Source organism: Chloroflexia bacterium SDU3-3, from assembly GCA_009268125.1.
In the GTDB taxonomy this organism is placed as follows: Bacteria; Chloroflexota; Chloroflexia; order Chloroflexales; family Roseiflexaceae; genus SDU3-3.
Genome location: WBOU01000006.1, coordinates 1 through 21,051, shown reverse-complemented (window position 1 = coordinate 21,051; position 21,051 = coordinate 1). Strand labels below are relative to the sequence as shown.

14 protein-coding genes are annotated in these 21,051 nt (G+C 65.2%); 11 read left to right on the top strand and 3 right to left on the bottom strand.

Going from position 1 to position 21,051, the window contains the following annotated elements:
* The first annotated feature begins 51 nt into the window (after positions 1-51).
* Positions 52-1,737 (top strand): hydroxylamine reductase, encoded by a 1,686-nt coding sequence (hcp, locus tag F8S13_11295; protein KAB8142839.1) that lies wholly within the window; start codon positions 52-54, stop codon positions 1,735-1,737.
* 93 nt (positions 1,738-1,830) lie between these two features.
* On the opposite strand, the gene F8S13_11290 is transcribed toward hcp, so the two are convergent.
* The 3 genes from F8S13_11290 to F8S13_11280 form a co-directional block, all read right to left on the bottom strand.
* Positions 1,831-2,484, bottom strand: a complete 654-nt coding sequence (locus F8S13_11290; GenBank protein KAB8142838.1) for an HD domain-containing protein — start codon at positions 2,482-2,484, stop codon at positions 1,831-1,833.
* 210 nt (positions 2,485-2,694) lie between these two features.
* Positions 2,695-3,600, bottom strand: a complete 906-nt coding sequence (locus tag F8S13_11285; GenBank protein ID KAB8142837.1) for an alpha/beta hydrolase — start codon at positions 3,598-3,600, stop codon at positions 2,695-2,697.
* 278 nt (positions 3,601-3,878) lie between these two features.
* Complete coding sequence (locus F8S13_11280) at positions 3,879-5,759, bottom strand: HAMP domain-containing protein (GenBank protein ID KAB8142836.1); 1,881 nt, start codon at positions 5,757-5,759, stop codon at positions 3,879-3,881.
* A gap of 567 nt (positions 5,760-6,326) precedes the next feature.
* On the opposite strand from F8S13_11280, the gene F8S13_11275 reads away from it, so the two are divergent.
* From F8S13_11275 to F8S13_11230, 10 genes are all read left to right on the top strand, one after another.
* Entirely contained in the window at positions 6,327-7,760 is a 1,434-nt protein-coding gene (locus tag F8S13_11275) for an extracellular solute-binding protein (GenBank protein ID KAB8142835.1), read from the top strand.
* Between the two features lie 60 nt (positions 7,761-7,820).
* Positions 7,821-8,741: a sugar ABC transporter permease gene (locus F8S13_11270; protein ID KAB8142834.1), complete on the top strand. Its 921-nt coding sequence runs from the start codon at positions 7,821-7,823 to the stop codon at positions 8,739-8,741.
* A gap of 9 nt (positions 8,742-8,750) precedes the next feature.
* Positions 8,751-9,617, top strand: coding sequence for a carbohydrate ABC transporter permease (locus F8S13_11265; GenBank protein ID KAB8142833.1), 867 nt, complete (start codon positions 8,751-8,753; stop codon positions 9,615-9,617).
* A gap of 34 nt (positions 9,618-9,651) precedes the next feature.
* A complete protein-coding gene (locus F8S13_11260) occupies positions 9,652-11,163 on the top strand; it encodes an alpha-N-arabinofuranosidase (protein ID KAB8142832.1) in 1,512 nt (503 codons plus the stop codon).
* 416 nt (positions 11,164-11,579) lie between these two features.
* Positions 11,580-13,013, top strand: coding sequence for a family 43 glycosylhydrolase (locus tag F8S13_11255; GenBank protein ID KAB8142831.1), 1,434 nt, complete (start codon positions 11,580-11,582; stop codon positions 13,011-13,013).
* A gap of 329 nt (positions 13,014-13,342) precedes the next feature.
* Complete coding sequence (locus tag F8S13_11250; protein ID KAB8142830.1) at positions 13,343-15,019, top strand: ribulokinase; 1,677 nt, start codon at positions 13,343-13,345, stop codon at positions 15,017-15,019.
* Positions 15,020-15,684: 665 nt separating this feature from the next.
* Positions 15,685-16,329, top strand: a complete 645-nt coding sequence (locus F8S13_11245) for an L-ribulose-5-phosphate 4-epimerase (protein ID KAB8142829.1) — start codon at positions 15,685-15,687, stop codon at positions 16,327-16,329.
* 27 nt (positions 16,330-16,356) lie between these two features.
* On the top strand, positions 16,357-17,871 hold the full coding sequence (gene araA / locus F8S13_11240; protein KAB8142828.1) for an L-arabinose isomerase: 1,515 nt from the start codon (positions 16,357-16,359) through the stop codon (positions 17,869-17,871).
* Complete coding sequence (locus F8S13_11235) at positions 17,864-19,204, top strand: sn-glycerol-1-phosphate dehydrogenase (protein KAB8142827.1); 1,341 nt, start codon at positions 17,864-17,866, stop codon at positions 19,202-19,204. The genes araA and F8S13_11235 overlap by 8 nt, the downstream gene beginning before the upstream one ends.
* Positions 19,205-19,447: 243 nt before the next feature.
* The coding region (locus F8S13_11230; protein KAB8142826.1) for a DUF4157 domain-containing protein at positions 19,448-21,051 on the top strand (1,604 nt) is incomplete at its 3' end.

The window sequence follows — 21,051 nt, the reverse complement described above, 5'->3', positions numbered from 1 at the left end:
GCGCAAAGACAGCGCTGTGCGCCGCTGGTATGCTCTTCTCAAGGTATAAAAATGAGGAGAGGCGCGATGTTTTGCTACCAGTGTCAGGAGACGAGTAAGAACAGCGGCTGCGATATCCGCGGGATCTGCGGCAAGGATGAGACGATCGCAGCGCTGCAGGATGAGCTGCTCTATGCGCTGAAAGGGCTTGCGGCCGTGGGCGTGCGCGCCCTCGACAGCGGCATCAACGATACGGCCACGGGCATCTTCATCGCCCAGGGCCTGTTTGCCACGCTCACCAATGTGAACTTCGACGGCGAGCGGATCTGCCAGCTCACCCGCGAGGCGGTGGAGCGCCGCAACGCCCTGCGCCAGCGGGTGCACGCGGCCCGCCACGCCGCCGGGCTACGCTGCCCCGGCCCGCTGCCCGAGGCCGCCCGCTGCACGGCAGAGGGCGACATGGCCGCGTTCGTCGAGCGGGGCCGCGCCCACTCGCCCCACGCCAACCCCCACCCCGACGCCGATGTCCAGTCGCTGCGCGAGCTGATTACCTATGGCCTGAAGGGGCTTTCGGCCTACTGCGACCACGCCTATGTGCTTGAGCACATCGATGCCGACCTGCTGGCCTTCATGCAGCAGGCGCTGGCCGCCACCCTGGATGACAGCCTAGATGCGGCGGCGCTGACCGCGCTGGCCCTGCGCTGCGGCGAGGTGGGCGTGCAGGCCATGGCTCTGCTGGATGGGGCCAATACGGGCCGTTTCGGCCACCCCGAGCCGACCATGGTGCCGATTGGCGTGCGCCCCGGTGCCCCGGGCATCCTGGTGAGCGGCCACGACCTGCTCGACCTCTACGAGCTGCTGGAGCAGACCGAGGGCACCGGCGTGATGGTCTACACCCACGGCGAGATGCTGCCCGCCCACGCCTACCCGGCCTTCAAGCGCTTTGCGCACCTGGCGGGCAACTACGGCGGCGCGTGGTGGACCCAGCAGCGCGACTTCGAGCGCTTCAACGGCCCCATCCTGATGACCACCAACTGCATCCAGCAGCCGCGCGCCAGCTACCAGGGCCGGATCTTCACTACCGGCATGGCGGGCTACGCCGATGTGGCGCACGTGGCCGACCGCGCGCCGGGCGGCCAGAAGGACTTCGCCCCGCTGATCGCACTGGCCCGCACCTGCCCGCCGCCCATCGAGCTGGAGCATGGCGAGATCCCCACCGGCTTCGCCCGCAGCACCGTGCTGGGCCAGGCCGACAAGGTGCTGGAGGCCATCTCCTCGGGCGCGCTCAAGCGCTTTGTGGTGATGGCGGGCTGCGATGGCCGCCACAAGGAGCGCAGCTACTACACCGACGTGGCCCAGGCCCTGCCCCAGGACACCATGATCCTCACCGCAGGCTGTGCCAAGTACCGCTACAACAAGCTGAACCTGGGCACCATTGGCGGACTGCCGCGCGTGCTGGACGCCGGGCAGTGCAACGACTCGTACTCGCTGGTGGTGATCGCGCAGGCGCTGGCCAAGGCCGTGGGCGCGCAGCACATCAACGATCTGCCGATCTCGTATGACATCGCGTGGTACGAGCAGAAGGCCGTGCTGGTGCTGCTCTCGCTGCTCTCGCTGGGCGTCAAGCACATTCGGCTTGGACCGACGCTGCCCGCCTTCCTCTCGCCCAATGTGCGCGATCTGCTGGTGAACACCTTCGACCTGAAGGGCATCTCCACGCCGCAGGAGGACATCGCCGCGATGATGGTTGGTGCGTAGTGCACTGATAGAACACAACGCGGGCATGTGAGCATCAAGCTCACACGCCCGCGTTGTGTTTGGTGAATCGCCGTTCGAACGCTTGTCCGACTGCTACTCCATGGAAAGCTCCAGCTTCAGCTGGTCGAGGAAGTCGCACATGAAGGCGGTGCGCTTGGCGGCCTCGGCGCGGCCCGACGCAGTGTTCATGCGGTCGGCCAGCTGGAACAGCTTGACATAGAAGTGGTCGAGCGTATTCACCTGGTCATCCAGCGGGCGGTCGAGCGGGAACGGCTCGGCGGGGTCGTAGAGCCGCCGCCCGAGCGCGCCGCTAAGCATCAGGCAGCGGGCGACACCCACCGCGCCCAGCGCATCCAGGCGGTCGGCATCCTGCACCACCTTGGCCTCGCGGCTGCGCGGCGGGATGTTGGCCGAGAAGCTGTGGGCCTCGATGGCGTGGCGGATGGCGGGCAGGTGCTCCGCTGGGTAGCGGATGCTCTGCAAGAAGGCCACCGCCGCCTGGGCCGCCAGCGCCGAGGCGTTCGCGCGCAGCGGCGAGTTCTTGGGCACCACCACGCAGTCGTGCAGCCAGGCCGCCGGGATGACCACGGCCAGCTCGGCGTTTTCGAGCATCGCCAGCGTGCGGGCGTTGGTCACCACGCGGCGGATGTGCTCCAGGTCGTGTGCGGCGTCGAATCCCTTCGATCGATCGAGCAGAAACTGTTCGAACTGAGGCTCCCAGGAAGTGGTGTGTGGCAGGGTAGACATAAGCGTGGCTCCATTGGTGAGGACATGCATTGGTCCAGGTGCGCGGCGGGCGCTTTTTCTGACAGATTATTATTGCAAGTAGTAGGCCGATTGCGCAACCCACCGGGGCGATACCGCAGCGCCTACCGATACGCCGAGCAGGCATGAAAAAACAGGCACGAAGGATGATACCATCCTTCGTGCCCGCCCATGCTGCCGGAGCGCTGCGAGTTATTTTGCCAGAAATGCCTGCAGGTCGGCCACGAAGCGCTGGGGCTGCTCGACGTGGGTGCCGTGGCCTGTCTGGGTGTACACCACCAGCTTGGCGTGGGGGATCGCCTTCACCAGGGCCTGCTGGTCGGCCAGGGTGAAGATGCCATCCTGATCGCCGTAGATGATCAAGGTGCGGGCGTGAATGCGGCCCAGCTTGGCGCTGTGGTTCTCGGCGATCAGGCCGTTCAGAGCCTGCTTCCAGACCGATGCGGGCACCTTCAGGCTCTCGCTCACCGCCGTGTCGAGGAACTCGTCGGGGATGGGGCGGTAGAAGGTGCTGGCCTGGAAGTCGCGTACGAAGGCCGGGTCGATCGGGTCTTCCAGCGTCTGCACCGCCTCGTTCAGGCCGATGATTACCTCGTTGCCTGCCGAGGTGGGCGCCGAGCCGATCAGCACCAGTTTGTCCACACGGGTGCGGTAGTCGGTGGCTACCTTGTGGGCGATGAAGCTGCCCATCGAGTGGCCCACCAAGTTGGCGCGCTTGATACCCTGGGAATCCATGAACGCCACCACATCCTTGGCGAAGTCGGCCTGGGTGTAGCAGCAGGCCGGGCGCGAGCTGTCGCCGTGGCCGCGCTGGTCGAGGGCGTAGACGTGGTACTTGCTGCTGATCAGCGGCAGGTTGCGCTCGAACGAGCGCCACGAGTCGGTGTAGCCGTGCAGGAAGATAATGACGTTGTCTTTGCCCTTGCCTTTTTCCACATAGTGCAGGGTGACGCCGGTGCTAAGCTTGACCGTATGCGAAGAGAGTCCGAGGGCTTCGGGTGGGGTAGGGCCGTTGGCGCTGACGCTGTTCGTTGGGGCAATCACGAGCGTAGCGATCAGGGCCGTGAGCGCGATAAAGGCGTGAAGTCGTCGAAACATCGCGGTTCCTTTGCTGATTCCACAGATCTCATATGAGACTGTGCGCATGTTGATTGTACGTGCCGCAAAGGTTTTGCCCTAGAATCCTAAGGCGGATTATCACAAAACCGAAATGTTTATGCTCATATAGTACTGAAGTACTGTCAAAATACCTCTTGGAGTCTTGAAAAAAACCACTATAACCGCATTTTAACAAAAAATCGGGTATGGCGTGCGAAAAACAAAGGCGGCCCAGGAGCAAAAGTACTACTCCTGGGCCGCACCTGCCAATGGTCGGGCTAGATCTGGGCGACCTTGCGGCCCAGGCGGCGCAGCGCCAGCAGCAGGCCGCTCTGCAGTGTGGCGCTGGGCGTCAGCGCGCTCAGGTCGGCCCCCAGGCTTACCAGCGTCTCGGCGGCCTCGGGGCGCAGGCCTACCAGGATGGTGTGTGCGCCCAGCAGCTGGGCAGCCACCGCTGCGTTCACCATGACCTGGGCCGCCTGCACATCCAGCATGCCCGCGCCAGTCACATCGAACAGCACCATACGGGCCTTCTCGTGCTCGACGGCGTGCAGCAGGTCTTTCATGATCTGTTCGCCGCGCTTCTCATCGAGGTTGCCGATGATTGGCAGCACCACCACGCCCTGGAACACTGGGATGATCGGGGTAGACATGCGGCGCAGCGTGTCGGTGCTCTCCTGCAGCTCGGCCAGCGTGTTGGCCAGCTCGGCGCGCTGCTCTTCGAGTGCGGCGGTGCGCTCGGCCACCTGAACTTCGAGCGCGGCGTTGGCCTGCTGGGCAGCCAGGTAGCTGGCCTGCAGCCGCCGCGTCATCACATTGAAGTTACCTACCAGCCGCCCAAGCTCGTCGCGGGTGGTGACGGGCAGGTTGCCGCTCAGCTCGCCGCGCGCCGCCGCCTGGGCCGCCTGATCCAACAGGCCGATCGGGCGGATCATCTGCTGGGCGAAGTAGAGGCCCACGATCGCCACCAGCACTAGCAGGATGAGCGACAGCGCCACCATGGTGATCGTGGTGGTGCGCTCCTGGGTATCTAGCGCCGTGCTGATATTGCGCACCGCGCGGGTGGTGTCGGCGGCGGGCACCATGATCGCATAGGTCCAGCCGGTGGTGGCGACCCGCTGGTAGGCCAGGATGTATTCCTGCCCGTTGCTTGGCAGCGAGCGCGCGCCCGAGGGCTCGGCGCTGGCGGCGATCTCTTTGGCCACCGTCGCCAGCTTCTGGTTGCTCGACTGGAAGAGGTTGAGGCTATCCAGCAGCTTCTCGTCGCCCATGATTTTTTCGGGGGTCGGGAAAGGCGGGAGTCCTAGGGTGGTGTGCTGTGTGTTAGGCGCGGCCACCAGGGTGCCATTGGCATCCATGATAAAGGCGAAGGCGCTGGTGTTGGGGATGCTGAAGGCCTCGGTCTGGGCGATCAGCTTGGTCAGCTCCATGTCGATAGCGGCCACGCCCAGTAGCGTGGTGTCGCTGTACACCGGCGTGGCGCAGGTGATCACCCAGCCGCGCCCCAGCGGGTCGACGTAGGGCGGCGTCCACACCGGCGTCTTCTGCGGGTTGTGCTCGGCGTCGGCCAGGTAGAAGAAGTTGAAGTTGCGCACGTCCATGTCGGGCGGCAGGCCGTCGATCGCCGAGAACGGGTAGCCGCGGTTGATGGTGTCGGGCGTGTTGATGTAGACGTAGCTGGCGTCGGGGTTGGCGTGGAAGACCGCGCGGTAGGGTAGATCGAGAAACTCCGACGTGGTGATCAGGCTGGTCATCGCTGGGGTCAGCGGCTTGGTGTTCGGCACATACAGGTTCGAGCTATCGCCCCGCTGTGTGAAGGTGCCGTACACGCCCTGGTCGCTAAACGTGTAGTTGCCCGGCTCCCAGTAGCGCCCGAACGCCTCGGGGTGAGTCAGGATGCCCTGGCTGATCTCGCCCGCCAGCATAGTGTTGGCGTAGATCGTGGTGAGCTGCTGGTTGGCGATCGTGCCCTGCGACTGGGCGATCTGCTGGATGGACTGCTCGGACTGGGCCTTGAGCTCGCCGCTCAGCAGGCCGTTGAGCAGCTGCTGGTTCTGGCTGTTGAGCGTGAAGAGCACAGCTAGCATGACAAGGACGACGATGGCGGGCACCGAGACCAGAAGGAGAATGATCTTACTTCGGATGCTGAGACGGGGCATACTTGGACCTCGACATCATGCGGCGACGTGGCTGGCGGTGAAGCACGAATCGTGGCCACTGCGCGGGGTGGCTCGATCATAGCCCCAGCTGAAAGTATTTTCTCTATCAAATTGTAACACAAGAACGCGTGGGCACGCGCTATTTTTGCGGCCCTGTGCTGGCAGACAGTGGCCCAGCGAGGGCTGCCCGGTAGCGCTGTAGTATCGCCATGTCGAATCTGAACATGCTTGTAGATTTCTAGTAGAATCATTTGCGCTTTGTATATGTCTCTACCCAAATGTGTATAGCTGCAACGGCGTGCGCTTGTTGCTGTTGAGCCGATTGTGATGTTTGAAACAAGCATCACCGCCTATTTTTCTAGGCCACTAGAATGCCACATGCTTGTTCATTCGTTATGGATCTTGCCGCACCCCCCAGATTATGGTGAAGTCCATCTTTGTGTTTATATACATCTCTAGAAAGATTATTCGATTGTAGTAAAATTCTACTTGACAAGTAGTAATGGCTCTGCTACACTCTGCTCACAAGCACAGCGACAAAACTGTACTTTGGAACAACAGAGCGCAATGTGTGCGCCGCCTATGTTCGTTAAGGAGGTCATTGTGGATTCTCAGCGACGGACCAACCTCTCCCGCCGACAGATGCTCCGCCTGTTTGCCACCACCGCAGGCGTCACCGCAGCAGGCGCTATCTTGGCCGCATGCGGCAACCCGCCCGAGGACGCAGGCACCGCCGGAGGCGCAACCGCCGCCGCTGGCGATAATAGCCTCCTCAACGCCCCGACCGCAACGCCGATCGCCCCGCAGTCGTTTGGCTCTAGCAGCGCGAAGACCAAGATCCGCTTTTGGACCATCCTGAGCAGCGTAGATGGCACAGTGATGAACAACTTGGTCCGCAAGTTCTGCGAGGAGAACCCCGATATCGCTGTGGAGTCGCTGCAGGGCCTCACCGACTTCAACCAGAAGCTCCAGGCCTCTACTATCAGCAACACCGCCCCCGAGGTCGCGCTCATCCGCCACACCTACATCGGCCCGTTTGTCGACAAGAACATGCTCGGCCCGATCGAGGCCAGCGAGCTGACCAGCGCAGGTATCAACGCCGAAGACTACGACCCCACGGTCTGGAAGTTCACACAGTACAAAGACAAACAGTACACGGTGCCGCTCGACATTCACTGTATGGCTATGGTCTACAACAAGAAGATCCTGGCCGACAACAACCTGCAGGTGCCCACCACGCTGGATGAGTGGACGAAGGTGGTCGAGACGGTGACAAAAGGCGACGTGCTGGGCTACAACACCTTTGGCATTGGTAGCGGCGCAGCCGAGTACATGACCTGGTACATTTTCGCCATCTGGCAGCAGTTTGGTGTGAGCATGATCAGTGAGGATGGCACCAAGGCCGCCTTCAACACCCCCGAGGGCGTTGCGGCGATCAAGTGGATGAAGGAGATCCAGTCGAAGGGCAACCCCAAGAACGTCTCCACCGCCGACCTTGGCCGCACCGGCAAGCTGGCCACCTGGCCCGACGGCCCGTGGATCTCGACCCTGTACTTCGACCCCAGCCAGGCCGAGTCGGCCAACGACATGGATGCCGCCCCGCTGCCCCAGAAAGACCTCAACAAGAAGGCGGTGTGGGGCCAGAGCCACCAGTTCGCGCTGCCCCGCCAGGCCAACCCCGACCCCGAGAAGCGCGCTGCCGCGCTCAAGTTCATCCTGTGGATGAGCGAGCACAGCGCCGACTGGGCCAAGGCTGGCCAGGTGCCCGCGCGCAACTCGGCCCGCGACGAGGCCCTGAACGGCAGCGACCCCATCCTGCAGAAGCTGAAGGCCTGGGCTTCCGAGCTGCCCTACGTCTCCTTCATGCCCGCCCACCCCATGCTGCTGGAGGTGATGCCGCGCATTGCAGCCAATGTGGAGGGCGCGCTGCTCGACCAGTGGAGCATCGAGGAGGGTCTGAAGAAGGCCGAGGACGAGGTAAACCAGATCCTGGCTGGCTAGTTCCCCGCTCGTGCGGTGCGCCCTGGGCCAGGGCGCACCGCGCACCACAAAGGTGTGCCAATGAATACCCTGAATCAAGCCGCCGCAACCCAGAAGCCAGCACAGCGCAGCCTCACAATGACCCTGAAAAATATTGCCCCCTGGCTCTATCTGCTGCCCTTTCTTGTGTTTTTTGGGATCTTTCAGCTGTATCCGATCTTCTACGGCCTCTTTGTCAGTCTCACCAAGTGGGATCTGGTCTCCGACCCGCAGTTTGTAGGCCTGACCAACTACATCAATCTCTTCACCAAAGATACGCTCTACTGGACGGCGCTACGCAACACCGGCCTGTTTGTGGCGCTGAACGCCCCGCTGGCGATCGTCATCCCGCTGGGGCTGGCCATGCTGGTGAACGAGAGCATCCCTGGCCGCGACATCTTCCGCAGCGCCTTCACGGCCCCGCTGATGATCTCGGTCTCCTCGGTGGGCGTGCTGTGGGTGTGGTTCCTCAACCCCACGCTGGGCCTGATCAACCACTACTTTCGCATCCTGGGCATCCCCGAGCAGAACTGGCTGGCGCAGAACGGCTGGGCCATGGTGGCGGTGGTGATCACCACGGTCTGGTGGAACTCGGGCTGGAACCTCGTGCTGTTCCTAGCGGGCCTGCAAGAGATCCCCGAGCAGCTGTACGACGCGGCCAAGATCGATGGCGCTGGGCCGTGGGGCCTGTTCCGCTATGTGACGCTGCCCGGCCTGCGCCCGACCGTGCTGTTCGTGGGCGTGACCACGATCATCGGCTCGTTCCGCGTGTTTGGCCAGGTGTTTGTGATGACCAGCGGCGGCCCCTTCGACTCGACCCGAACGGTGGTGCAGCACATCTATGAGACCGGCTTCCGCTACTTCCGCATGGGCAACGCCTCGGCCATCGCCTGGTCGCTGTTCCTGATCGTGCTGGTGTTCACCGTGCTGCAGTTCCGCTTCATGAACGAGTCGGAAGAATAGGGGAGAACCATGGCTGCTACTCTCACAACGCTGCAACGCCGCGGCATGCGCTTCCCGTGGCCGCGATTTATCGCCCTGGTGGTGCTGGGCGTGCTGTGGGCCGCGCCGGTGGTCTGGATGTTTCTGACCTCGCTCAAGCCCGAGAAGCAGATCATCCGCATGCCGCCGCGCTGGCTGCCCGATAATATCACCGATCTGACGCTTGAGAACTACCGCCTGGTGCTGTTCTTCCCGCGCGGCGTCGACCTGATGACCTCGTTCATGAACAGCCTGATGGTGGCGCTGATCGGCACCATCCTGGTGGTGATCGTGGATGTGCTGGCGGGCTACGCCCTGGCGCGCCTGAAGTTCCGGGGCCGCAACCTGATCTTCGCGATGGTGGTCGCGTCGATGATCGTGCCCGGCGAGATCATGCTGATCCCCAACTACATCACCGTGTGGCGTTTCGGCTGGCTCAACCAGTTCACCGCGCTGGTGCTGCCCGCGCTGGCAGGCGGCTTCGGGGTCTTCCTGCTGCGCCAGTTCATGCTGGGGATCCCGCGCGAGCTGGAGGAGGCGGCCCAGCTGGATGGCTGCAACAGCTTCCGCATCCTGACCTCGGTCATCCTGCCCACGGCGCGCGGCGCGGTGGCCACGCTGGGCATCTTCACCTTCCTGGGCTTCTGGAACGACTTCACCTGGCCCTACCTGGTGATCAACGAGGCCACCAAGATGACCCTGCCGGTGGCGCTGATCCAGTTCAAGGGCGACTATTTTAGCAACTACGGCCAGCTGATGGCGGGCGCTGCGGTTTCGGCGCTGCCTGCGATCACCGTGTTCCTGCTGGCCCAGCGCATGATCATCCAGTCGATCACCCTGACGGGCATCAAAGGCTAATCAACCCGTTTCTGCAAGGTTTAAAGGTACTCCCATGAGCAAAACGCCACGTACTGCCCGCGTCCGCCTCGACACCGAGCGCACGGTGGGCACGATCTCGCCCTACCTCTTTGGTGGCTTCGCCGAGCATATGGGCCGCTGTGTCTACGAGGGCATCTACGAGCCGGAGTCGCCCCACGCCGATGAGCAGGGCTACCGCCGCGATGTGATGGCCGCGCTGCGCGAGATGCGCCTGAGCATCCTGCGCTACCCCGGCGGCAATATGCTGAGCGGCTACAACTGGCTCGATGGCGTCGGCCCGGTGGCCAAGCGCCCGCGCCGCCGCGAGATGGCCTGGCAGTCGATCGAGACCAACCGCTTCGGCACCAACGAGTATATCGACTTCTGCCGCAAGATGAACATCGAGCCGATGCTGGGCGTGAACCTGGGCACTGGCACGATCGCCGATGCCGCCGCGCTGGTGGAATACTGCAACGCCCCAGCGGGCACCTACTACGCCGACATGCGCGTCTCGCACGGCTACGCCGAGCCGCACAATGTGAAGTACTGGTGCATCGGCAACGAGATGGACGGCCCCTGGCAGATCGGCCACCTGGACATGGAGGAGTACGCCCGCAAGGCTCGCGAGGCCGCCAAGGTGATGAAGATGCAGGATCCCAACCTGAAGCTGGTGGTCTGCGGCTCCTCTACCACGGGCTTGCCTACCTACCCGGCCTGGGACCGCACCGTGCTGGAGACCTGCTGGGAGCAGGTGGACTACCTGGCGCTGCACTACTACGCCACCAACGAGCCGTCGGACACGCCTAGCTACCTGGCCATGGCCGCGCAGTTCGAGAGTCACCTCGACACGCTGACGGGCCTGCTGCGCTATGTGAAGACCCACAACCGCTCGAAGCACGATGTCCACCTCTCCTGGGATGAGTGGAACGTGTGGTACAAAGACACCTCGGGCGCTGGCGGCTGGCAGGTGGCACCGCACCTGAGCGAGGAGATCTACAACCTGGAGGATGCGCTGGTGGTGGCCCAGTGGATGAGCGTGTTCCTGCGCCGCTGCGATGTGCTGAAGATCGCCTGCATCGCCCAGATCGTCAACACCATCTCGCCGCTGCTCACCACATCCGACAAGCTGCTCAAGCAGTCGACCTACTACCCGTTCGTGCTGTTCGCCCAGAACGCCAGCGGCAAGGCCCTGGATGCCCTGGTGACCGCGCCCGAGTACGAGACGGGCCGCTTCGGCACCCAGCAGCTGATCGATGTCTCGGCCAGCTACGACGAGGAGCTGGATCGCGGCGCGGTCTTCCTGGTGAACCGCAGCCTGACCGAGACCATCACCACCGAGCTGGAGTGGCAGGGCGCGGCCCCCAGCGCCGCCCAGCCGATCTACCAGATGTCGGGCAGCGACCCCAAGGCCGCCAACTCGTTCGAGCAGCCCGATGTGGTGGTGCCCCACAAGCTGGCCGCCCCCGAGGTGCGCGATGGCCGCATCACCCTGAGCCTGCCGCCGCTGTCGTTCACGGTGGTGCCCACCAGCGGCTACAAGCGCTAGGCCCGCCGCCTCGCCAGTTGGCCCCGACGCGATCATGGCGTCGCTTTCGATCCTGATCGCGGGCTTAGCCGCGATCAGGATCGGGCTGTGTTGTAGGCCGTATGCGCTCTGATGCCGCAGAAGGCTATCTGCGACCAGCGCTCATCGGATTGAGGCCTACCTGATGAAAAGACGCGGACAGCGCTTCTTTTCTTCCCTTGGTGCCTTGGAGTCTTGGTGGTAAAGCGTTTTCTGCCGATCAAGAACGCAGAGACTCTGGGCTGTGTTGTGACCCATGCGGCGTATGGTCGCCGCTGCTGTATATTGGGTCAGGAGCGCTTCATCGTGGAGCCGGTATTTCTCTCATTCTGCTGTGCGTGCTGCGACGATGTGGCGCACAAGGTGGCAACTGATGCCACGGAAAGAGATGTGCGACGATGCTAGACACGATCTCCCGACGCGCCATGCTCTGCCTGTTCACCGCGCTGCTGCTGGTTGGCTCGGCGCTGCCCTCCGCCGCCTCGGCCTCGACCGGCGACTACGCGGCGCACGACCCGACCATGATCAAGGCGGGCAGCTACTACTACGTGTTCTCCACCGGCGATAACGCGTATAACAAGGGCAATATCCAGATCCGCCGCTCGGCGGACCTGAACAGCTGGGCGCGGATCGGCACCGTGTTCTCAAGCGTCCCCGCCTGGATAACCACGGCGCTGGGTACCACGCCCGGCAACCTGTGGGCGCCCGACATCAACTATATCAACGGCACCTACTACCTCTACTACGCCGGGTCGACGTTTGGCACCAACAGCTCGGTGATTGGCCTGGCTACCGCCACCAACATCGAGGGGCCGTGGACCGACCAGGGCCAGGTGCTCAAATCCACCTCCTCCAACAACTACAACGCCATCGACCCCGAGGTGGCCTGGACGATCACCAACAACGCCCGCGCCGAGCAGTGGCTGGTGTTCGGGTCGTTCTGGGATGGCATCAAAATGCGGCGGCTCGACGCGGCGACCGGCAAGCTCTCGACTTCCAACACCACACTGTACTCGCTGGCCTCGCGCGGCGGCGGTGCGATCGAGGCCGCGTCGATCGCGTGGCGCAATGGCTACTACTACCTGTTCGTCTCGTTCGACACCTGCTGCCAGGGCACCAGCAGCACCTACCGCACCATGGTCGGGCGTTCCACCAGCATCACCGGGCCCTACGTCGATCAGGCGGGCACCTCCATGCTGAACGGCGGCGGCACCCAGATCCTGGCCAGCTCCTCGCCCTACATCGGCCAGGGCGGCGGCGACGTGGTGCTCGATGGCTCGACCTACCGCTTCGCCCACCACTACTACGATGCGAACGACGGCGGCGCGCCCAAGCTGGCCGTGCGTAACCTGACATGGACGAGCGACGGCTGGCCGATCGCCGGGCCGGTGCTGCCCGACACCCAGGGCAGCGGCAGCACCTTCACCCTGGTGAACCGCAACAGCAGCAAGGTGCTGGATGTGGCCAACTGCGGCACGGCGGATGGCGCGAATGTGCAGCAGTGGGCCTCGCTGGGCAACACATGCCAGCGCTGGAAGCTGGGCGACGCGGGCAGCGGCTACTACACCCTGACCAATGTGAACAGCGGCAAGGTGCTGGAGGCGGCGGGCTGCGGCACGGCGGATGGCGTGAACGTGCAGCAGTGGACCTCGCTGGGCAACACCTGCCAGCAGTGGCAGGTGCTGGTCACCAGCGCCAACTATGTGCGGCTGGTGAACCGCAACAGCGGCAAGGTGCTGGATGTGGCCAACTGTAGCACGGCGGATGGCGCGAATGTGCAGCAGTGGGCCTCGCTGGGCAACAATTGCCAGCAGTGGTATCTCAAGCCGTAGACGGATCTTGATGGAGTGACTGTATCTCTTCGTGAGGTTTGTGAACTTTTGTTCGGATGCGTTACTCTCAGGCCGGATGCGTTACTCTCAGGCCGGATGCGTTACTCTCAGGCCGGATGTGTTACTCCCAGAGCATATCTACGCATCACAGGTAAAAGCATCCATATCCGCAGAAATGTTCACTTTTCTCATGTTTGCAACTGTCTGCCTATGGCAGCAATCTGTGCTATCATCGTGGGCGGATCGCAGGCTTTGATACAAGGGGAGCGGTGCGATCCGCCCACGATCAGTCGGTCGGACGATCTACCGTACATGTGAGGGGAACAACCATGAGTAAATATGCCATAGGCGTCGATTTTGGCACCGAGTCCGGGCGTGCGGTGCTGGTGGATGTGGCCGATGGGCGCGAGGTGGCTATCGCTGTCCACCCCTACGCCAACAGCGTGATCGACGAGTATCTGCCGGGCACGAGCATCCGGCTGGAGCCGGACTGGGCGCTGCAAGACCCGAACGACTACATCGAGGTCTTCAAGCACACCATCCCCGAGGTGCTGCGCACGAGCGGCGTGGCCCCCGCCGATGTGATCGGCCTGGGCGTCGACTTCACATCCTGCACCATGCTGCCCACCAAGGCCGACGGCACGCCGCTCTGCTACCTGCCCGAGTGGCGCGACACCCCCCACGCCTGGGTGAAGCTGTGGAAGCACCACGCCGCCCAGGATGAGGCCAACCGCCTGAACCAGATCGCCCGCGACCTCGGCTACAGCTTCCTCGACCGCTACGGCGGCAAGATCAGCTCCGAGTGGTTCTTCCCCAAGGTCTGGCAGATCCTCAACGAGGCCCCCCAGGTCTACGCCGCCGCCGACCGCATCCTAGAGGCCACCGACTGGGTGGTGTGGCAGCTGACCGGCGTGGAGACCCGCAACGAGTGCACGGCGGGCTATAAGGCCATGTGGTCGAAGACCGAGGGCTTCCCACCCGATGACTTCTTCAAGGCGCTCGACCCACGCATGGAGCACGTGGTGGATGAGAAGATGTCGCGCACGCTGGCCCCGCTGGGCGCGAAGGCCGGCGGCCTGACCGCCGAGGCCGCCGGGTGGACCGGCCTGCTGCCTGGCACCGCCGTGGCCGTGGCCAACGTAGATGCCCACGTGGCCGTGCCCGCCGCCGCCGTGCGCGAGCCGGGCTATATGGTCAGCATCATGGGCACATCCAACTGCCACATGGTGATCGGCGCGGAGGAGCGCGAGGTGCCCGGCATCTGCGGCGTGGTGCAGGATGGCATCCTGCCCGGCTTCCCCGGCTTCGAGGCGGGCCAGTCGTGTGTGGGCGACAGCTTCGCGTGGTATGTCGAGAACTGCGTGCCCGCCGCCTACGAGCGCCAGGCCGCCGAGCTGGGCGTGAGCGTGCACCAGGTGCTGGAGCGCAAGGCCGCCGCGCTGAAGCCCGGCGAGAGCGGCCTGCTGGCGCTGGACTGGTGGAATGGCAACCGCACCATCCTGGTGGATGCCGACCTGACCGGTGTGATTCTGGGCCTCTCGCTAGCCACTAAGCCCGAGGAGATCTACCGCGCCCTGATCGAGTCCACCGCCTACGGCACCCGCATCATCATCGATAACTTCGAGCAGCACGGCGTGCCCATCCGCGGCATCATCGCCGTGGGCGGCCTGCCCGAGCGCAACCCCATGCTTATGCAGATCTACGCCGATGTGACGGGCCGCACCATCCGCCTGATCGGCACCAGCCAGGGCGGCGCGTTCGGCTCGGCCATGTACGGCGCGGTGGCGGCTGGCCCCGAGGCGGGCGGCTACGCCACCATCTACGATGCCACCGAGCGCATGGCCCGCCTGCGCGACACCACCTACACGCCCATCCCCGAGAACCAGAAGGTCTACGAGCAGCTCTACCAGGCCTTCGTGAAGCTACACGACTACTTCGGGCGGGGCGAGAACGACGTGATGAAAGACCTCAAGCGCCTGCGCGAGCACGCCCGCACCCAGGCGTAGGGGGACGAATACCACGAAGGCGCGAAGGCGCGAAGGTTCGGAAGAACCGATTTACCACCAAGACACCAAGGCATCAAGGTTTTGGAAGGTGCTGTTTCGGGGCGAATACAAGGGGCTGGGGAATAGGGATGTTCCTCGGCCCCACCCGTCCGCTCGTAGCGACCGATGTACGCCGAACGGTTCGGAAGAACCGATTTACCACCAAGACACCAAGGCATCAAGGAATGTAAGGGAGTAGGAGTCTGTTGCTGCCCTAACCACTCAGCCCATGCGGCGAAGGTGCTTCTCATGTTTTGATGGCCATAATCATGAACAGCAGCCGCCTGCGTAGGGCATAGGAACGATACAAATTGGGGTTCGAAGGGGCGATGCCCCTCGCGGGGTTACTAGGGGCTGGCCCCTAGTCGCCGCCCGCGTAGGGCATCCACCCACCAGACAAGAGGAACCATTATCATCGAAGCAGCAGGTTGGGCCGACCTGCAAGCATTGCCCGGTCGGGCCGACACGGAGCAAGCCCGATTTTCAGACCGCGAACACACCCGCAGGAGCGGACAAAAATCCGACAAGCTGGCACAATCCGGCGAGCCGCCGCCCGCACCTGCGCTATGATAGATTTACCCTGCGGGCAGCCTGTGCGGCCCGCAGCATAACCAAGGAGCATGAAAATGCTAGAGCAACTGAAAGAGCAGGTCTGCGCGCTCCACATGGAGCTGCCCAAGAACGGCCTGGTGACATGGACGGGCGGCAACGTGAGCGCCCGCGACCCCGAGACCGGCCTGGTGGTGATCAAGCCCAGCGGTGTGCGCTACGAGAACCTGCGCCCCGAGGATCACGTGGTGCTCGACCTGGAGGGCAAGATCGTCGAGGGCAGCCTCTCGCCCTCGTCCGACACCGCCAGCCACCTCTACATCTACCGCCACCGCCCCGATGTCAACGGCATCGTCCACACCCACTCGCCCTACGCCACCGCCTTCGCCGCTGTTGGCAAGCCCATCCCGGTCTACCTCACCGCCATCGCCGATGAGTTCGGCGGCCCCATCCCCTGTGCGGGCTTCGCCCTGATCGGCGGCGAGCAGATCGGCGAGCAGGTGGTCGAGCACATCGGCAGCTCGCCTGCGGTGCTGCTGAAGAACCACGGCGTGTTCACCGTGGGCAAGAGCGCCACCGCCGCCGTCAAGGCCGCCGTGATGGTGGAGGATGTGGCCCGCACCGTGTGGTACGCGCTGCAGATCGGCACGCCCGACATCATCCCCGACGAGGATGTCGCCAAGCTCCACGCCCGCTACACCAACGTCTACGGCCAGCGCTAGGTCGCGCTCCATATAGAAGGAATGATTATGAATATCAACCTCAAGCACAACGAAGTGTGGTTCGTCACCGGCAGCCAGCACCTGTATGGCCCCGAGACCCTGGAGCAGGTGGCCGAGCACTCGAAGATCATCGCCCAGGCGCTCTCCGACGCGGCGGACATCCCCGTCACCGTGGTGTTCAAGCCGGTGCTCACCACCCCCGACGAGATCACGCGGCTCTGCCTGGAGGCCAACAGCGCCCCCAGCTGCGTGGGCCTGATCGCCTGGATGCACACCTTCTCGCCCGCCAAGATGTGGATTGCGGGCCTGCACCGCCTGCAGAAGCCGCTGGCCCACCTGCACACCCAGTTTAACAGCGACATCCCCTGGGCTGACATCGACATGGATTTCATGAACCTCAACCAGTCGGCCCATGGCGACCGCGAGTTCGGCTTCATGGCCAGCCGCCTGCGCCTGAACCGCAAGGTGGTGGTGGGCCACTGGCAGGACACCGAGGTGCAGGCCAGCCTGGGCGCGTGGGCGCGCGCCGCCAGCGCCTGGCACGACGCGCAGGGCGCGCGGGTGGCCCGCTTCGGCGACAACATGCGCCAGGTGGCCGTGACCGAGGGCGACAAGGTCGAGGCCCAGCTGCGGCTCGGCTATAGTGTGAACGGCTACGGGGTGGGCGATCTGGTGGACGTGATGCGCCAGATCTCCGACGACGAGGTAGGCCGGATCGTCAGCGAGTACCTGGATCTGTACGATGTGGCGGCGGCCCTGCGCCCTGGCGGCGCGCAGCACCAGTCGCTCATCGAGGGCGCGCGGATCGAGGCGGGCCTGCGCCACTTCCTCGATGCGGGCGGCTTCACCGCCTTCACCACCACCTTCGAGGATCTGCACGGCATGGCCCAGCTGCCCGGCCTGGCCGTCCAGCGCCTGATGGCCGACGGCTACGGCTTCGCTGGCGAGGGCGACTGGAAGACCGCCTCGCTGGTGCGAACCATGAAGGTGATGGCGGCGGGCCTGAAGGGTGGCACCTCGTTCATGGAGGACTACACCTACCACCTGCGCCCCGGCAACATGCAGGTGCTGGGCGCGCACATGCTGGAGATCTGCCCGTCCATCGCATCCGAGAAGCCCCGCATCGAGATCCACCCGCTCTCGATCGGCGGCAAGGCCGACCCGGTGCGCATGGTTTTCAACTCGCAGTCTGGCCCGGCGCTGAACGCCTCGGTGGTGGATATGGGCAACCGCTTCCGCATGATCGTGAATGTGGTGGACGCCGTGCCCGCCGAGCAGCCGCTGCCCAAGCTGCCGGTGGCCCGCGTGTTCTGGAAGTGCCAGCCCGACCTGAAGACCGCCGCCGCCGCCTGGATCTACGCTGGCGGCGCGCACCACACCGGCTTCAGCCTGGCGCTCACCCCCGAGCACCTGTCCGACTACGCCGATATCGCCGGGATCGAGTACCTGCAGATCGACAGCGACACGCGCCTGCACAGCTTCAAGAACGAGCTGCGCTGGAACGATGCGGCCTACCTGCTGAAGGGGCTGCACCATGGATAGCGCGCGCATCCAGGCGGCGCTCCAGGGCGCGGGCGACACCCGCGAGGTGCTGATCGGCGACGGCGCGCTGGCCCAGGTGGCGGATGTGTTCAAGCGCAGCTTCCCCGGCCAGCCCGCCGTGGTGATCGCCGACGAGAACACCTTCGCCGTCGCAGGGCGCGAGGTCTACCTGCTGCTGAGCGACGCGGGTGTGCCGATTGTCCCGCCGGTGCTGTTCCCATCCGACCCGCCGCTCTACGCCGAGTTCTCGCACGTGCTGGCGCTGGAGGAGCTGCTGCGCAGCCTGGGCGCGGTGGCCGTGGCCGTCGGATCGGGCACGCTCAACGACCTGTGCAAGCTGGCCTCGCACCGCGTGGGGCAGCAGTACATGTGCGTGGGCACCGCCGCATCCATGGATGGCTACACCGCGTTCGGCGCGGCCATCACCAAGGATGGCTTCAAGCAGACCATGGAGTGCGCCGCGCCCCGCGCCGTGCTGGCCGATCTGCGCGTGCTGGCCCAGGCCCCCGCGCAGATGAACGCCACCGGCTACGGCGACCTGCTGGGCAAGGTGACGGCGGGCGCAGACTGGATCCTGGCCGACGCGCTGGGCATCGAGCCGATCGACGAGCGTGCCTGGCCGCTGGTGCAGGATTCGCTGCGCGAGTGGACTGGGCGGCCCGATCTGGTGCGCGCGGGAGATCCTGGCGCGCTCTCCAGCCTGTTCGAGGGCCTGATCATGGCGGGTGTGGCCATGCAGATCAGCGCATCCTCGCGCCCGGCCTCGGGCTGTGAGCATCGTTTCAGCCACCTGTGGGAGATGGAGGCGCTGGCTCACGGCCACCCAGCCATCCCCCATGGCTTCAAGGTGGGCATCGGCACCATCGCCGGGGCCGCGCTCTACGAGCGCGTGCTGGCCGCCGACATGGATGCTATCGACATCGACGCACGCTGCCGCGCCTGGCCCACCCGCGAACAGGTGGAGCGCAGCGTGCGGCAGGGCCACGACTCGCCACAGATCGCCGAGAACGCGGTGGCGGAGAGTTTGGCTAAGTACATCACGCCCGAGCAGCTGCGCGAGCGCCTGCTGCTCATCCGCCAGCTCTGGCCGCAGATCCGCCCGCGTCTAGAGGCCCAGCTGTTGCCCGCTGCCACCATTCGCGACATGCTGGCGGCGGTTGGCTGCCCCACCACCCCCGCCGAGATCGGTCTGAGCCTTGATCATGTGCGCGAGAGCTACTGGCTGGCCCGCACCATCCGCAGCCGCTACACTGTGCTCGATCTGGTGAATGAGACCGGACTGCTGGAGCCGTGCGTGGCCCAGCTGTTTGCGCCGGGCGGCTACTGGGTTTAGGAGAACGACCACAGGTCGTAGGAGCTATCGGGTCGTCGGGGCAATACCGGCGGCCCGATAGCCGTTTTTCACAGAAATGTTATTGCGAATAAAGCGTGTAGGGCCGTTGGGCATCTTTACAAAAATACCCTCGATGATATACTAGAAGCCGTCTCTATCTTCTCATCCTAGCTCTCAACATCTTGAATGCGCTGGATACCCCCTCACAACTGGCCGAAATAATCTGAAAGAACGGGTTGCGCGATGCCTCGACGAAATCGGAATGATGATGCCCTCGTGACCGCCGCCGAGCCGGTGCGCGTCGAGGCCAGCCCGTTCGCCGAGGCGCCCACCCTGGCCGACCGCCCGTTCGCCCCGCCCGCGCAGGAGACCGCGCAGCCGCAGCAGGCGGTGCCGGAGGCGTTTTCGTTTGGCGAGATCGCGCTGACGGCCGAGGGGGCCGCCGCGCGTGGCAGCCGCCCGCCTAGCGCGCGGACAAGCCCGCGCAGCGCGCCCAGCGCCACGCCCACCGCGCCCGATGCCCCGGCGGGCGGGGCACCCCGCAGCTTCTCGTTTGGCAGCCTGCCGCTTAGCGCCCCCGGCAGCGCGCCGATCGTGCAGCCCTCGCTGCGCATCAACGCGCCGGGCGACCGCTACGAGCAGGAGGCCGACGCCGTGGCGGAGCAGGTGATGCGCGCCCCCGCCGCGGGCGCCCCCACCGCGCCCGCCCCCACCGCTGTGGACAGCGGCGGCGCGGGCATCGCCACCACCCCCGAGGTCGAGCAGCAGATCGGCCAGCTGCGTGGCGGCGGCAGCCCGCTGCCCACCGGTGACCGCAGCTTCTTCGAGGAGCGCATGGGCGCCGATTTCAGCCAGGTGCGCATCCACACCGGCGACCAGGCCGCCAGCACGGCGCGGCAGATCAACGCCCGCGCGTTCACGGTCGGGGCCGACATCGCCTTCGACCACGGCGAGTACACGCCCGGCACCAGCGCGGGCCGCGAGCTGCTGGCCCACGAGCTGACCCACGTCACCCAGCAGCTGGGCGGCGCGGTCGCCCGCAAGGTCCAGCGCGCTCCGAGCAAGGATGATGAGACCGAGACCGCGCCTAGCACGCCCGCGCCCGAGGAGCCCGCCGCGCCCTCGATCGAGGAGGCGGTGGCGACGGCGGTGGCCACCGTGACGCCAGATGAGGTGGCCGCCGCGCCGATCGAGGGCGTGGCCGTGCAGCCGGTGGCGCTGGCCGAGGCCCAGATCGCCGACAAGGGCGGCGCGGGCGGCGGCGCAGGCGGCGGCGGTGGGGCCGCCGAAACTGCAGGCGGCGAGCAACAGGACGCGAAGAAAGATGCCACCGCTGACGCATCTGCGCCCGCCGCCAAGGACGTGCGCGCCGCACCGGGCGACGCCACGCCGACCGAGGGGGCTGGTGGGGCCGCATCTGCGCCCGCCGGGGCCGCGACCGGCACCGCCCCCGCAGGCGCGGACGCCAAGGCCGTCGACCCCAACGCCAAAGTCGCCGACCCCAACGCTACGGCGGCTACCGATCCCAACGCCAAAGCCGCCGACCCCACGGCCGAGGCTGCTGCCAAGGAGGCCGAGGCCAAGGCTGCCGATCCTACCACCAAGAATGCCGATGTCAAGGCTGCCGACCCTGCCGCGAAGGATGCCGAGGCGAAAACGGCTGATCCCGCCGCCACCCCGCACGCGGCGGCGGAGGCCGCCGGGGCCGCGACCGAGGATGATGAGGACGCCAAACGGCGGCAGGCCCAGCCGGGCGCGGGGCCGCGCATCCAGCGCGCGCTGGCCCGCCCGCGCACCGCCAGCGAGGACCCGGCCTTCCAGGCCGTGGCCACCGGCGTGAAGGCCAC